This window comes from Streptomyces sp. NPDC052079 (assembly GCF_040680275.1).
Taxonomy (GTDB): Bacteria; Actinomycetota; Actinomycetes; order Streptomycetales; family Streptomycetaceae; genus Streptomyces.
Genome location: NZ_JBFAWL010000004.1, coordinates 245791 through 261033, shown reverse-complemented (window position 1 = coordinate 261033; position 15243 = coordinate 245791). Strand labels below are relative to the sequence as shown.

The following is a 15243-nucleotide window of genomic DNA, read 5'->3' as shown; positions in this document are numbered from 1 at the left end:
GCATGGGAGATGGTGCGTTGTCCGTACGGGAGAGGTCGAGCACGGCGCGGGTGGTGCCGTCCGCGCGGCCGCGGAAGCTTGCCAAGGTGCCGTTCGTCGAGTTGGCCGACGGGCGGTTGCAGGGGGTGGTGTCCAGTGGGTCGGACATCGGGCGGGTGTATGTGTCGTCGGTCGCGGCGGGGACGTACGCGTTCGCGTGCAGCACCAACAACAACCGGCCCTGCGGTGGGGCGCGCGGGTCGTTCTGCAATCACATACGCGCGCTGATCGGTGAGGCCGTGCTCCAGTACGGGGTCGAGCGTGTGGCCCGGTATCTGAAGGCCGAGGTGTCGGGCGAGGGGGCCGACGCGGGCAGCGTCACCGGCGCCATGACGTCGACGCGGCCCGCGCAGGGGGACAGTTCAGCCGCGGCTCAGGTGTTCAGCCGCTTCCTGCGGCATCTGGCCTATCTCGAACTCGCGCCGACCACCGCCCCGTTGCCCGAGATGCAGTGGTTCCCGACGACCAGGGCGGTGGCTTGATGCGTGCCGATCTGCTGACCGACGTCATCGACGGGCTCGACGAGGCCCTCGCCGCCGTGGACGGTTTCGACGGGGCTCTCGTGGACGGTCTGCTGCGTCCCCAGCCCGCCCAGGCGGCCGGTCTGGCGGGGATCGCCGAGGCACTCGCCGGGTCGCCGCTGGCCGGGCGGGTGGCCGAGGCGGCAGAGAAGACGGCTGCGGGTGCCGCCGGCGAGGACCACTTCATCGCGCTCGCCGCCGCGCGCACCGCGCTGCTCGGTTCCGTGCACGACGCGCTCGTGGCGCGGGTCGAGGAAGCCGTCGGACGGCCGCCTGCGGAGGAGGCCGGCACCGCCACGGCCGACGGTGCGGAGCCCGCGCTCAATCTGCTGATAGCCGCCCGCAGTTGGCTGTGCGATCTCTCGCGTGCGGGATGGCGCGGTATCGACCACGAACTGGTCGCGGGAGCGTCCGCCGTCGTATCCGCGATGCTGCCCGAGCCGGGGCTGCGCCGCCTCGCCGCGCTGCTCGACGGATTCGCCGCCGAACTCGCCGCGTCCTGTCCCGGGGCGACGCTGGAGCAGGTTCCGGTACGGCGGTGGGCCGACCTGTGGTCGCGGGCCGTGCTGCTCACGCTGCCGGGCGCCGCCTCCGCACCGGCCGTCGCCGAGGTCACCGGACGGCTGCTGCCGCTTGGGGTGGACCTCCAGGAGCATGCCACCGCCGTGCAGGCGCAGGTGCACGCCGTGTTGGAGCCGGACGGCGGCGGGACGCCCCGGCTGGTGCGGGCCAGTGTGTCCGCGCCGAAACCCGACACCGTCGTCGGAGCGGGACTGTGGCAGCTCCTGCGGCCCCATATGTCGCTGCTGGCCGCCGTGAGTGAGGGGCATGCCATGGAGCTCGACGGCATGCCGGTCACCGGTGAGGGCGATCTCGTCTGGGAGGACGCCCGGGCCCGGATGGGCGAGCCCGCCGACGTCTTCGCCACGGCACGGGTGGCGCTGCCCTCCGCGGCGGCTTCCGCGACCGCGCCGTTGGACCGCCATCCCGCCCGGATCGCCGTGCCCGTGCTGCTGGAGGGGTACGCGGTGGAGGAGGGGGACGACGGACGGGTGGCCTTCCAGGTCGCCGGGGAGCGTCTCGCCGTCGACGTCGACCGGGTTCCGGCGGCCGGTCCGCTGACTCCGGAGTCCGTCGCCTCGTCCGGTGCGTGTGTCGGGCTGCTGCGCTGGGACGACGGGGAGTTTCTGCTCCAGCCGCTGGCCGTGGAGCGGACCGTACGGAAGAAGGCCGTCGCCTTGCACGCCGGGGCCTGGGCCGGGGGTACGGCGGACAAGGCCGGTGTGCGGGCCGAGAAGGCGGCGACCGATGCCGTCACCGTGCTGCGCGAGCGGGCCGGAAGGCTGCTGAGGGCATGAGCGAGGCGAGCATCGGAGGGGTTGAGGCGCTTGCCGAGGAAGTGAGCGAGGCGAGCATCGGAGAGGTTGAGGCGCTTGCTGAGGAAATGAGCGAGGCGAGCATCGGAGGGGTCCCCGCGCCCGACGCGGACGAGAACCGGCGGCAGGTGCTCTACTGGCGGCTGCTGGCCCGGCTCTTCGATCCGGAGGAGCAGCCGTCGCTGGAGTCGGCGAGTCTCGGCGTGGTCGAGGACATCGGTCTGCCGCCGGCGCTGCTCGATCCCGGGGCGTCGGTCGATTCCGTGGTGCAGCGGCACCCGGAGCTCGCGGCCGAGTTCGACGGGCTGATGACACCCGGGCCGGAGGAGGACGGGGGGCGTGACCGGGCGGCTGAGGTGCGGCGCGCGGCGCTGGTGTCGAAGGTGCTGCTGAACGTCTTCGCCTCCGGCTCCGGCACCGTCACCGCCGAGCAGCTGGCCCGCTGGCAGTCCGACGCGGGGTGGCTGGAGCGGGCCCTGGGCTGCCGGCCCGGTGATCTGCGCGGCGGGCGGGGTGGCGGTGTCCGGGCGACGCGTGCCGGCGGGGGCGTCTCCCTGACCGGTACGGGGGTCGGCGGGCCCACGCCCGACCTCAGCCGGCTGATTCCCGAGATCGGGCCCGAGCTGGGCTCGATCGAGGCCGGTCTCGTCCAGCGGATGCGTCTGCGCGAGGTACTGGCCGACCCGGCGCTGGCGTCCCGGCTGACGCCGAGCATGTCGCTGATCGAGCAGCTGCTGCGGGACAAGGACAACCTGTCCGGGGTGGCCCTGGCCAACGCCAAGGCGCTGATCCGGCGTTACGTCGACGAGGTCGCCCAGGTCCTGCGCAGCCAGGTGGAGAAGGCGACGGTCGGCGAGCTCGACCGGTCGGTCCCGCCCAAGCGGGTCTTCCGCAACCTCGACCTGGACCGCACGATCTGGAAGAACCTCACCAACTGGAGCCCGGAGGAGGAGCGGCTCTACGTCGACCGGCTGTACTACCGGCACACCAGCCGCAAGACGACACCGCAGCGGCTGATCGTGGTCGTGGACCAGTCGGGTTCGATGGTGGACTCGATGGTCAACTGCACCATCCTGGCGTCGATCTTCGCCGGGCTCCCGAAGGTCGACGTACACCTGATCGCGTACGACACCCAGGCGCTGGACCTCACGCCGTGGGCGCACGACCCGTTCGAGACGCTGCTGCGCACCAAGCTGGGCGGCGGCACCGACGGGACCGTCGCCATGGCGCTGGCCCAGCCGAAGATCGCCGAGCCGCGCAACACCGTCGTGGTGTGGATCTCCGACTTCTACGAGTGGCGCACGGACGAGCTGTTCGAGAGCATGGCCGCCGTTCACCGTTCGGGGGCGAAGTTCATCCCGGTGGGTTCGGTGACCAGCTCCGGGCGCGGCAGCGTCAACCCGTGGTTCCGGGAGAAGTTCAAGGACCTCGGTACGCCGGTGATCTCCGGCCACATCAAGAAGCTCGTGCACGAGCTCAAGACGTTTCTCACGTGATCGACGCGGCGGCGTCACACACCTGTCCTCCCCCACCACCGTACGAAAGGCCATTGACTCATGTCCGACCTGCTGCGCGCTCCCGCCGAGATCAAGTACGCCGAGGAGCTCGACTGGCTGGAGTCGATCGACGACAGCCCCAAGCCGTTCTCGTGGCGCCTGTCGCCGAAGATGGTCCGGCTGTTCATCCTGGGCTCCGAGCGGGCCGACGGACTGGACCGGGAGGTGCCCCAGAAGTGGTTCGGTGACCGGAGCTTCGTGGAGCGGTCCATCGTCACCCTCGCCTCCGACCGCGGTCTGCTGCTCATCGGCGACCCCGGCACGGGCAAGAGCTGGCTGGCGGAGCTGCTGTCCGCCGCGATCTGCCGCAACTCCACGCTGGTGGTGCAGGGCACGGCCGGCACCACCGAGGACCACATCAAGTACTCCTGGAACGTGTCCATGGTCATCGCCAAGGGGCAGTCGCGGGAGTCGATGATCCCCTCGCCGATCATGACCGCGATGGAGACCGGCGCCATCGGCCGGTTCGAGGAGCTGACCCGGTCCACAAGTGACGTCCAGGACGCGCTGATCTCGATCCTGTCCGAGAAGTACATCTCGGTCCCCGAGCTGGAGAGCGGCGGCGGTGACGACAACATCGTCTTCGCCAAGCCGGGCTTCTCGATCATCGCCACGGCCAACAGCCGTGACCGGGGCGTCAACGACCTGTCCTCCGCGCTCAAGCGCCGCTTCAACTTCGTACGCATCCCGGTGGTGACCAACAAGAAGAGCGAGGCGGAGATCGTCCGCTTCCGCACCGAGGAGCTGCTGCGCCGGCACTCGATCGACCTGGATGTGCCGCCGACCCTGCTGGACGTGCTGCTGCAGAGCTTCGCCGACCTGCGTGCCTCCGCGGCGGCGGCCGGCAGCGACGACGAGAAGCTGGAGTCGGCACTGTCCACGGCCGAGCAGATCGGTGTGCTGGAGGACGCGGTCCTGCACAGCAACTTCTTCGGCGAGCGCGCCCTGACCGCCCGGACCCTGGCCTCCTCGCTGGTCGGTTCCCTGACCCGGCGCGAACCCGAGGACCTGGCCATCCTCAACAAGTATCTGCACGGGGTCGTCGAGCCGCGCAGCAAGGAGGAGGGCGGCTCCTGGCCGGAGTTCCTGGAGGGCGGCCGCGACGCGATCGCCACCCTGTCATGAGCGGGCGCCAGGAGAGCACGCAGGGCACGTCGTTCGCCGCGCTGCGCGGGCAACTGCGGGAGGCCGCCGCCGCGTTCGCCAGCGGGCCGGACGCCCTCGAGGGCATCCTCCTCGGCATGGTCGACGACGTGGACCGCGCGGTGCGCGAGCCGCTGGAGATCTTCCCCGTCTGTCACCACTCCCCCGCCTCCGCGCTCGCCATGGCGCGCAGGCTGCGGGAGAAGCAGCCGAAGGTGGTGTATCTGGAGCTGTGCGAGGACATGGCTCCGCTGCTGACCGAGCTGCGCAACTGCCGGCTGCCGGTGGCGGTGCAGGCGTTCGCCGGTGATGTCGACGGCTTCCCCCAGGAGTGGGCACCGCTGTCGGTCGTCGCGCCGATCACCGAGGCGTCGGCCGAGTACCAGGCCATCGCATACGCGCTGGACACCCCGGGCGTGGAACTGGTCCTGGTCGACCGCTCGTCGGACCACGTCTTCCAATGGGACAGCAGAAGCGAGCAGCACAAGGAGGAGAGCGACTCTCCCCAGGAGGCCGAGGCCGCGCTGCACGGTGAGGCCGTGGGGGTGGAGATCGGCGACCTGCGGCCGCGCTTCGCGGAGCTGGAGGAGCATCTGCTGCGCCACGGCAGGGTGCGGCACTGGTCGGAGTGGTGGCACCAGTACGTCGAGGTGCCGCTCGGCGACGGCACGGCCGGCCACGACACCTACCGCCAGGTGATGTTCCTCATCGGCAGCCTGTTCCGGAGGCTGGCCCCCGGCGACGGCGACCGGATACGGGTGGACGAGGACCGCGAGCGGTACATGTGGACGCGGATGCGCGAGCATCTGGCGGCGACGGGCACGGACCCGGAGGACTGTCTGTACGTGTGCGGGGCGTTCCACGCGGCCAGCCGCGTGGCGGAGTTCGGCGTGCACGGCAGCACGGACACGTTCACCATCCCGCCGCGCACGGCGACCGTCTGGCAGTACGGGCTGATCCCGTCGAGTCACGCCGCCATCGAGGCGCAGTTCGGCCTCGCGGCGGGCTCGGTGTCGATCGCGGCGACACAGTGGGCGAAGAACCTGAAGCGGACCCGGGTCGAGCCGTACCGGCTTCAGGGCCAGGCGGGGGCGAGGAGGACCGGGAGGAAGAAGGCGGCCGTTGCGGCGCCGCAGTCGCCCCACGCCGGGGACATGCTGTCCGGGTTCCTGCGCCGGCCGCCCGTGCTCGACCCCCTGGACGAGGCGGAGCTGCTGGGCTGGTCGGTGGAGATCGTGCGCGCGGCCCGGCGCAACGGCTATCTCGCCTCCACCGCCGACGCCATCGCCGTGTTCGAGACGTCGATCCTGCTGGCCGGCATGCGGGACCGGGCCAGGCCGACGCCGTACGACTTCCAGGACGCGGCAGTCACCTGCATCGAGAAGGACAGGGTCCCCGGGCGGCGGGACGTGCGGCGCCTGGTCGACATCATGATGGGCGGCGACCGGATCGGGCAGGTGGGCTACGAGGCGCTGCCGCCGCTCGCCCGGGACGTGTACGACCGGCTGGAACCGCTGGGGCTGAAGCTGCGGCAGCGCGGTGTGCAGCGGGCGTTGCTGGACATGACGTCACGGCCGGAGCTGGAAGCGTGCTCCGATGTGCTGTGGATGCTGCGGCGGCTCATGCCGCACGGGACGGCGCGGCCGATCATGGGTGAGCGACGGCTGGGCGAGCGCTCGATCCAGGAGTCCTGGGACCTGGCACTCGGCACCCATCAACGGGCCCTGATCGAGCTCGGATACGAGGGTGTCAGCATCGAGCAGGTGCTGGAGCAGCGGCTGCGCCGCGATGCGTACGGGCCGCGGGCGACCACGGCCACGGTGCTGGCGGCGGTCGAGGACACGCTGCTGTACCTGCGCGGCCGCCGTCTCGCCGACGAGCTCGGCACGCACGCGCTGAAGGTGCTGGCGGCGGAGCGCAGTGTCGACGGGGCGCCGGAGGTGCTGCGTCGGGCGCGTGCGCTGCTGGCGTACTACCGCACCGCCGAGCCGGTGCTGCCGGCGTGGATCGAGTCCTTCGTCAAGACGGGGTACGCCCACTACTGCACGCTGCTGCCGACGGCGTTCCGGGACGAGGACGCGACGGTGGGGCAGGTCGCGGCGATGCTCGGCTTCCTGTTCTCCATGGAGAGCCTGGCACTGTCGCTGGGCTGCGACCGGACCCAGCTGGAGCTGGCGGTGGCCCAGTCGCATCCCGACGACCCGGCGAAGACGGCGCTGCTGTGGGCGGCGCAGGTGCAGCTCGGCACGCTGTCCCGGGCGGAACTGCGGGCGCGATGCGCGGAGTTGCTGGACAACCCGCTGGTGGTGCCCGCCTACCCGCGCTATCTCAGCGGCTTCGTGCACGCCCTCGAGCCGGTGCCCGGGCTGGCGGACGTGGTCGTGGAGGCGGTGTCGAACGCGTTCGGGCGGCTGCCGGACGCGGTGCTGCTGCCGTGGCTGCCACTGCTGATCACCACCCTGCGGTCGGGCGCTTCAGACCTGGCCCCGCTGCTGATCCGCGAGGCGGGCCGCATCTTCCCGGCCCGGCTGGCGGCGCTGGACACATGGGTGCCGCCGTGGCGGGCGCCGGAGACGGATCCGTTCGTCACCGGGCCCGCGGCCGCCGTCCCCCGGGGCGCGACCCTGCTCACGGCCCACCCGGCGACGTGCGACGCGGTCGCGGAACTGCTCGGCTGCGACGACGGCTGGACACGGCACGGCGCCCCGGCGCCGTCGGGCGCGGGGCTGCTGGCCACGCACCCGGCTGCCTGTGACGCGGTAGCGAGGCTGCTGGGCTGCGACGACGGCTGGGCCGCGGCGGCCGGCCCGTCCTCGCCGGGAGGTACGGCGCTCACGGCCCGCCATCCGGAAACGGCCCGGGCCTTGGAGTCCCTGCTCATCAGCACGTGACGGCGAGTGTCGGGTCCCGGTCTACCGGGCCCGACCACACTGAAGGCGGTTCAGACCAAGGCGGCTGGTCCCTCCTCCGGGGCCGAGGACAGGGAGGTGACGCAGGGCCGTTCGGGTGCCCAACGCCTGAGCTCCGGACGTCGGCGCCTCAGCGTGCGGGACAGGGGTGAATCCGCCGAGGTGGACCATGACGCGTGGGCTGTCGGCCGGTGCCCCGGATCGACTCCTCTCAGACTGCGATGACCTGCTGGGCCAGCAACAGTGCCAGCGGTCGCCCTTGGAGCGGGAAGCGTCCGCCGGTGGCGGCCCGAATCGCGTCGGACATCGGCCACCACGTAAGGGGGGTCCGGTGATGTGCGGGTGTCACGCCACCGGACCGGTCGTCAGTCGAACGGGATGGTGAGCACCGAACCCGCGCCCACCTGCAGGGTGGAGGGGCCGTTGCCCAGGGCGCTCCAGACCTCCACGCGGACGGTGCCGCCGTTGAGGTCGCCCAGGGTGCCCGAGGCGGAGTGCAGACCCTGCCTCGCCGAGGAGTACTCCTCCCAGCCGGGGACCGGATCGGTGGCGAAGTAGCGGAACGTCTCCACGCGGTCGAACCTGCCGTCGCCGGTCAGGTCGTACGACACGCGGGCCTGTTGTGCGTACCCGACGGAGGTGCCCGCGTCCACCTTGAACGTGAAGGCCGTGGCGGCGCCCGACTTGAGGTCGCCGCTGACGTTCTTCACCTCGTAGACGAGGGGGTTCTTCGGGGTTCCGTCGTTGTTGGTTCCGCCGGCGGAGGGGATGGTGTCGGAGGTGGCCGTGGTGGCCGCCTCGGTGGCGAGGGCGCCGCCCGACTGCGGGTAGAAGGTGCTTCCGGTGACGTCCGGAGGGCCACCGTCACCGGTGGTGGTGACGGTCACCGTGCCGCTCGCCGGACCGACCTGGCCCGAGGTGTCACGGGCCCGGACACTGTAGGTGTACTCGGTGCCGGGGTTCAGCCCGGTGTCGGTGTGCGTGGTCGCGGTGACGGTGGCGACCTTGGCGGTGCCGCGGTACACGTCGTAGTCCTTGACGCCCTTGTCGTCGGTCGCCGCGGTCCAGGTGAGCTTGACGGAGGTGTCGGTGACGTCGCTCGTGGCCGGGGTGCCGGGGGCGGTGGGCCGCTCGTCGTCCGGCTCCTCACCGCCGCCGGTGGCGCCGCAGAGGGTGTCGAGCCTGGTGTCGTCGCCCGCGCCGGACGCGGTCGACCTGGCCGGGACGTTCAGCACACCGCCGTCGGAGAAGAGCACCGAGCACTCCTGGCCGCCGTAGTTGTGTGCGGCGTAGGTCGTGGTGCCGCTCTTGTCGAAGGCGACGGCCGTCGGTGTGTTGGCGGTGACGGTCATGTCGGGGGCGCCGAGGGAGTTCAGCGTGGCGACCCACTGGTACGTGTGCGCCTTGGTCTCGCCCGCTTCGGGCGCGTATCCGGCGTTCCCCTGGTCCCACTTGCGCATCGCGCCGGCTGGGTCGTAGAGGGCCTGGACCTCCCAGAAGATGTCGCGCCACTCGGCGGCCGGTCCTCCGTTCTCCCTCTCCATCTCCGCGACGCTGCGGCGCAGCATCTCCTTCTCGCGGGCCAGGTGCAGCGAACCACCCGTCACGGGCAGGAAGTTGATGCCGTGGATCTCCTCGGGGTTGGCGGTCCACCAGGTGGAGTAGGCGCCGCCGCTGCTCCAGACCATGCCCACGACGTCGTGGGTGAAGTTGTCGGGGTAGACCTTCTGGTCGGCGTCGAACCAGTACTGCGCGATCGACTCCGACTCGGTCATCATCATGTAGACGCCCTGGTCGCGCAGCGCCTTGTCGCCTGTGGCCGAGCCCCACAGGATCAGACCGGCGCTGAGGTTGACCGACTCCGAGGACGACTCCTGGTTGTTGCCGGCGGCGAAGGCCGCGTGGCCGGCGGCCCAACTGTGGCCGGCGTAGACGTCGAAGCCGCGCAGGAACGGGTACTTGGTGTCGTCCCTGGCCGGGTTGGCCGCGTCCTTGATGAGCTCCTCTACCATGCCGCCCCACTGCGACTCGGCGGCCCACTGCGGGTCGTACTGGGCCACGATCGCCGCGGCCATCACGTAGTAGGAGTAGTGGAAGTGGTGGTCGTTGAGCTCCTGGTCGCTGCCGTAGGAGGCCGGATAGCCGGTGAGGGTGCGCCAGTCCTTGTCGTAGGAGAACTCCGAGGGTCCGCCGGTGGTGAACCACTCCTCCATACGTCCCTTGAGCAGGCCGAGCAGCTTGTCGCGGTCCCCGGTCTCGCCGATCTGGTCGGCGAGGGGCACGAGTTGGGCGAGCTTGCCGAGGGCCTTGCCCGTCCAGTAGGTGTCGGTGGCGCCGCTGAACGGATCGGCCTGGTTCAGCACGTCGTCGATGTACGACGCGAGCCTGGCCCGGTCGACGCCGGGTGCGCTCGGCAACCCCGGCAGGACTCCGTTCACCTTCTGCACGGTGGTGAAGGAGGTGCCCTCGCGGACCTTCATCTCGCCGCGCGGTGAGACGTAGCGGTAGTCGGTCAGCGGGTCGGAGGTGTGCAGCCACTGGTGGCGGTAGAGCGCCTGGAAGGTGCCGGTCTCCTGGCCCTCCTTGGCCTCGGTGATCAGCCGGTAGATCGCCCGGACCTCGCCGTCGCCCTCCCGGTAGTCCCAGTCGACCTTGGAACCGGTCACGAAGCTGAAGGCGTACTTCTGGTAGGCGGAGAGCGCGTCCTTGTCCGGCAGGACGGCCAGGGAGAAGTAGTCCTTGGAGCCGAGGTCGGCCCGGATGGAGTTCCCGGACACGGTCCAGTCGCTGCCGCTGGGGGCGAACAGCGCGTAGTGGTGGCCGGAGATGGTGACCCCGAGGACGTTGCCGCGGTCGGCGAACACGGTCGGCGTGGCCGCCGCGCTGATCTGCGCCGCCCCTCCCCTGCCCTCGGCGTACAAGTACGGCATGCCGTGGCCGATGGTGGTCCGCAGGGTGCGTGTCCCGTCGCTCCAGTACGGAGTGACGGTCCAGTCGCTCCATCCGTCGGCCTTGGCGTCGGGCGAGTTGAGGCCGGCGAGGCCGAGGGTCAGGTCCGCCTTGTGGGCGAACTCGTACTGGCGGCCCTCACCGACGATCTCATGCGTGGTCGGGTGACCGACCTCGAGACCGCCGGACACCGCCCTGTAGGTGAGGGGGTGTCCGTACATGTTCTCGGACCAGGGGTTGCCGGCGTACCGCTGGAACGCCAGCGAGGACCACCAGTCGTTGGTGGGCACCGGCCGGTCGGCGACGGCGGGCGTGACCTTCGGTTTGACCGCCTGACCGGTGTTGTTGGTGGGCCCCTTCGTCCCGGCCGGCCGGGAGTCGCTGTAACTCCCCTTGCCCACGGGAACGGTGGCGGCGGTGGCGATGCCGGCACCTGCCGTCGCCACCAGGCCCGTGGCGGCCAGCGCGGCCGCCGACAGGAGGGCGAGACGTTTACGGAATCTCATGAGCCACCTTTCTGAGAGCGCTCTCACGAGTTACGTCAACGTAGGGGCATGACAGTGAACGGTCAATAGTTGTAACCATGAACGAGGGGACGGGCGGCCTGGGTTCAAGCGCTGACGCCCTTACGGCCTGTCCGGCGGACCATGGCCGGACAGGCCCTTGCGCGCCCGTCTTCGCGAGCTCAGTTGCGGGCGGGACGGTAGGCGTCGTTGACGTCCACCGGGGCACCGCCGCCCAGGACGCCGCCGCCGGGAATGTGGATCGTGCCGCGCACGGCGACGGCGGCTGTGCCGTGGCGCGGCACCGGCATCGGGGCCAGCCGCTCCCAGCGGTCGCGCACGGTGTCGTACACCTCGGTCTCGTCGAAGACCGCGTTCGGGTTCGCGCCGTCGTGCCGGCCCTCGCCCCCGAAGGTGTAGATCTTCGTGCCCACGGCGGCTGCGGCGATGCCGCCGCGGGCGGTGGGCATCGGTGCCCGCTCGGTCCAGCGGCGGGTACCCGGGTGGAGTGCGTAGACGGTGTCCCGCACGTTCACCTGCCCCCGGTCCCGGCCGCCGAGCACGTAGAACGTCCCGCCGACGACGGCTCCGCCCACATGGTCACGGGCCGCCGGCAGCGCCGGCAGGCTCTCCCACCGGCCGGTCACCACGTCGTACGCCGACACGGTGTACACCGTGTCCTGAAGGCCGCCCTCCTCCGGCACGAGGACGCGCATGCCGCCGGCGAGGAGGATCTTCCTCCCGAGTACGCCGATCGCGGCGCTCCCCCGCTCGGTTCCCGAGGGCATGGGTGCCAGCCGTCGCCACCGGTCGGCGCGCGGGGAGTAGACGAAGCAGTCGCGCAGGGCCTGCCACTCTGACCCGCCGGACAGCCCGCCGAGGACGTAAATCCGGCCGCGGACCACCGCCACATTGGGATGGTTCATGGGGACGGGCAGTGGTGCCGCCGGTAACCAGGTGTCGCGGCGCGTGTCGTAGACGTCGACCCGTCCGGTGGTGGTGACGCCGCCGGACTCCGCGGGGACGACGCCGCCGATCACATAGACGTCGTCGCCGACGGCGGCGACGCTGTGCTCCTGCCGGGGGCCGCTCGCGATCGGCGCCAGCGGCCGCCATCCCCTGCCGTAGGTCCCCGGTTCCGGGGGCGTGCCGCCGGGTGTCGTGGGGTGGCCCGGGTGGGCGTGGGCCTGCACGGCCGGGGACACCGCCAAGGCGGCGCCGAGAAGCAGAACTGTACGCCGCTGCATGAGAAACTCCTTGTCACAGGGGCTTGTTGGCGCGGGAAGCGGGTGGCTTCCGCGCGTTCAGTGTCTCTGCGCCGCGGCGGGCGAACCAGGGGATGTCATCCCATGGGTGGGCGCCCGGGGACCGTCCGGGACGGCCGTTAGTAGACGAGGACTCTCCAGCGCTCGACCCACAGCAGCCAGTCACCGCCCGTACCGCGTACCTGGACGCGGTCGGCCTCTACCTGCCAGGCGGTGCCATAGAGCGTGGCGTCGGGGAGGTCCACCCTGACGACGTCGTGGATCTCCAGGTCATCCTCGACCGGCCGAGACGACGTGTGCGCACAGTGATCGCAGAGATAGTCGACCACCTCGCGTCCCGCAACAGTCAGCGGCCTGCCCGGACGGACTGCCTCGACGAAGCACCGAGGGCACGGGTCGGCGGTATGCGCGCCTACTGATCGGGACATCGTTCGGTCCTGCTGTACAGCAACGACGTACAGCAAGGTCAGGACGGCGGGGCGGGTCAGGACGGCGGAGGTGGGTCAGGACGTGGAGTCGACGACCTGCTGGGTGCCGAGGACGGCGAGCAGGTCGAGCCGGTCGGCGCTGTCGGTGCCCAGGGCAGGGGTGAACCAGAGCAGCCGCTGCCGTCCGTCCTCGCTGAACAGGTGCAGGCAGTTGACCTCGACGACCCCCAGCGCGGGATGGCGGATGCGTTTGCGGTCGTCGCGCCGGAAGGCCACCTCGTGCTCGGCCCACAGCGCGGCGAACTCGGCCGATGCCTCCAGCAGCGAACGGATCATCGACGTGACCTCTGCGTCCTTGGCGTCCCGCCGGGCGGCGGCCGCCCGCAGGTCGGCGACGAACGCACGGGACTGGGCCGCGTGGTCGGCCTCGGGGTGCAGGTCACGGGCCTCCGGTTCGGTGAACCACCGGTACACGAAACTGGCCCGCGGCCCCCGGTAACCGGACTGGTCTCCCACCAGCGCCACCGCCAGCGGGTTCTGCACCAAGGTGACATGCAGATCGGTGATGACCTGCGCGGGCGTCGACGGCATCCGCTGGAGCAGATCAAGCATGCCGGGGTGGATGTGGCAGGCCGCGCTGCCCGACATCGGCACGGGGCGGCCCGCCAGGTGGTACAGATAGGCACGCTCGTCGGCGGTCAGGCGCAGCGCCCTCGCCAGTGCGGCGATCATCTGCTCCGACGGCTGGGACCCGGCGCCCCGCTCGAGCTCGTTGTAGTAGTCCACCGACGCCCCCGCGAGCTGGGCGACCTCGTCCCGGCGGAGCCCCGGCACGCGGCGCCGCGGCCCCTCGGGAAGTCCCACGTCGGCCGGGCGGATGCGGTCGCGCCGCGACCGCAGGAACGCGCCGAACTCGGTGTATTTCACAGCAGCCATGGCCCCATTCTCCGTCGCGCCGGGGCGCCGTCCCAGGGGATGACATCACCTGGTTGCGCCCGCCGGCACCGCGCATCGTGGAGGACATGACTACCAAAGACCCCCCTTTCACCCCGGCACCCGAGCGGGTTGCCGTCGTCACCGGCGGATCACGCGGCATCGGCCGCGCGGTCTGCGTCGAGCTGGCCCGCAAGGGTCTGGCCGTGGTGGTGAACTACGCCCGGGACGCGGCCGCGGCCGACGAGACGGTGAAGACGATCACCGCCGCCGGCGGGCGGGCGCTGTCCGTGCGGGCGGACGTGGCGGACGAGCACGCGGTCGCCGCGCTGTTCGACCGGGTCGAGCAGGAGTTCGGCGGCGTGGACGTCGTCGTGAACTCGGCCGGCCGGCTCGCCCTGTCGCCCATCGCCGACCTCGACCTGTCGGTGCTCGACGCCGTGCACCGCACCAACATCCGCGGCACGTTCGTCGTCGCCCAGCAGGCCGCACGGCGGCTGCGTGCGGGCGGCTCCTTCCTGGGCGTGTCGACCTCCGTGGTCGGATCGCAGTTTCCCGGTTACGGCGCGTACGTGGCGAGCAAGGGCGCCGTCGAGGCGATCACCCTGATTCTCGCCCGCGAGCTGCGGGGGCGGGACGTCACGGTGAACACCATCGCCCCCGGCCCCACGGCCACGGACCTGTTCCTCGAGGGCAAGACGCCCGAGGAGATCGACAGGCTCGCGAAGATCCCGCCGCTGGAGCGGCTGGGCACCCCGGAGGACATCGCCCGGGTCGCCGCCTTCCTCACCGGACCCGAGGGCCACTGGATCAACGGGCAGGTGCTGCGGGCCAACGGCGGCATGGTGTGAACACGGGCACGGCCAGCGCGCCAAGACGGACCATCTCAGCGCGGATCACCTGAGTACGTATCACCTGAGGAGACCACCAGTGCCTTTCGCCAATTTCAAGGTTCCCGCCGGCACCGTCAACGCCGAGGACAAGAAGAAGATCATCGAGCGCACCACCGAGTTGTACGTGGAGATCTACGGGGAGCGTGTCCGCGCCACCACCGTCGTGCTCGTCGACGAGGTCGTCGACGGGGGCTGGGGGGTGGCCGGCAACGTCCTGACCGCCGCGATACTCAACGGCGACACCTGACGCCCGGCACTGGTGGGCGCGGAGGCCGTGGGCCCCGCGCCCGCCGGCAGGAACGGCGAACGCGGGCGCACGATCTTCTTCCAGAACGAGAAGGCGTACGACGCCCCCGACCAGGCCGCCATCCAGAACGGCTCGGTCAAGGGCTACGCCGCGTACAAGGTGGGCGACCGGGTCACCACCCACGAGGGCTGGGGCATGGGCAGCTACTGCTACTACAACGTGAACCCGAGCATCGTCCAGCACCACGGCTTCGCCGCACCCGCCCGTCCGGGCGTGCGCTTCCACCACCTGCTGGTCGTCTCGCTGAGCGGGCACGGGCAGTACGAGTGCGTCATCAACGACACCGGCACGCCGACGTCGGGCAACACCACCGTGCCGTCCACGGTGGTGTCGTACCCCTGACCCCGGCGCCGGGGGCACGCCAGCGCCATGGCCGACGCCGACGGCCGGGCGCGCCCCCGCGGCACCGGTGGCGGCCTCT

Annotated in this window: 11 protein-coding genes and 1 pseudogene; 8 read left to right on the top strand and 4 right to left on the bottom strand. The window is 71.3% G+C overall.

Annotated elements, in window-relative coordinates:
• Window positions 1-2: 2 nt before the first annotated feature.
• From AB0L56_RS10470 to AB0L56_RS10450, 5 genes are all read left to right on the top strand, one after another.
• Entirely contained in the window at window positions 3-521 is a 519-nt protein-coding gene (locus AB0L56_RS10470) for a hypothetical protein (protein ID WP_361029441.1), read from the top strand.
• Complete coding sequence (locus tag AB0L56_RS10465) at window positions 521-1918, top strand: hypothetical protein (RefSeq protein WP_365421225.1); 1398 nt, start codon at window positions 521-523, stop codon at window positions 1916-1918. The genes AB0L56_RS10470 and AB0L56_RS10465 overlap by 1 nt, the downstream gene beginning before the upstream one ends.
• Window positions 1919-2004: 86 nt before the next feature.
• On the top strand, window positions 2005-3432 hold the full coding sequence (locus AB0L56_RS10460; RefSeq protein ID WP_365421422.1) for a VWA domain-containing protein: 1428 nt from the start codon (window positions 2005-2007) through the stop codon (window positions 3430-3432).
• 60 nt (window positions 3433-3492) lie between these two features.
• Window positions 3493-4617 (top strand): AAA family ATPase, encoded by a 1125-nt coding sequence (locus tag AB0L56_RS10455; protein WP_365421222.1) that lies wholly within the window; start codon window positions 3493-3495, stop codon window positions 4615-4617.
• Entirely contained in the window at window positions 4614-7526 is a 2913-nt protein-coding gene (locus tag AB0L56_RS10450) for a hypothetical protein (RefSeq protein ID WP_365421219.1), read from the top strand. The genes AB0L56_RS10455 and AB0L56_RS10450 overlap by 4 nt, the downstream gene beginning before the upstream one ends.
• A gap of 383 nt (window positions 7527-7909) precedes the next feature.
• On the opposite strand, the gene AB0L56_RS10445 is transcribed toward AB0L56_RS10450, so the two are convergent.
• The 4 genes from AB0L56_RS10445 to AB0L56_RS10430 form a co-directional block, all read right to left on the bottom strand.
• The gene (locus AB0L56_RS10445) at window positions 7910-10999 is read right to left on the bottom strand and encodes a glycosyl hydrolase (protein ID WP_365421216.1); all 3090 of its coding nucleotides are present in this window, start codon (window positions 10997-10999) and stop codon (window positions 7910-7912) included.
• A 179-nt stretch (window positions 11000-11178) separates the two neighbouring features.
• Window positions 11179-12243, bottom strand: a complete 1065-nt coding sequence (locus AB0L56_RS10440) for a kelch repeat-containing protein (protein WP_365421213.1) — start codon at window positions 12241-12243, stop codon at window positions 11179-11181.
• Window positions 12244-12380: 137 nt separating this feature from the next.
• Window positions 12381-12590 carry a hypothetical protein gene (locus AB0L56_RS10435; protein ID WP_365421210.1) on the bottom strand — a complete coding sequence of 70 codons (210 nt, stop codon included), beginning with the start codon at window positions 12588-12590 and terminating at the stop codon, window positions 12381-12383.
• A gap of 174 nt (window positions 12591-12764) precedes the next feature.
• The gene (locus tag AB0L56_RS10430) at window positions 12765-13625 is read right to left on the bottom strand and encodes a helix-turn-helix transcriptional regulator (RefSeq protein WP_365421208.1); all 861 of its coding nucleotides are present in this window, start codon (window positions 13623-13625) and stop codon (window positions 12765-12767) included.
• Window positions 13626-13711: 86 nt separating this feature from the next.
• Between AB0L56_RS10430 and AB0L56_RS10425 the strand changes: the two genes are divergently transcribed.
• The 3 genes and pseudogenes from AB0L56_RS10425 to AB0L56_RS10415 all read left to right on the top strand — a co-directional run.
• Window positions 13712-14473 carry an SDR family oxidoreductase gene (locus AB0L56_RS10425; protein WP_361029417.1) on the top strand — a complete coding sequence of 254 codons (762 nt, stop codon included), beginning with the start codon at window positions 13712-13714 and terminating at the stop codon, window positions 14471-14473.
• A 79-nt stretch (window positions 14474-14552) separates the two neighbouring features.
• Entirely contained in the window at window positions 14553-14762 is a 210-nt protein-coding gene (locus AB0L56_RS10420; protein ID WP_361029414.1) for a tautomerase family protein, read from the top strand.
• 51 nt (window positions 14763-14813) lie between these two features.
• Window positions 14814-15164, top strand: a pseudogene (locus tag AB0L56_RS10415) (coagulation factor 5/8 type domain-containing protein); the annotation flags it as partial.
• Window positions 15165-15243: the final 79 nt, after the last annotated feature.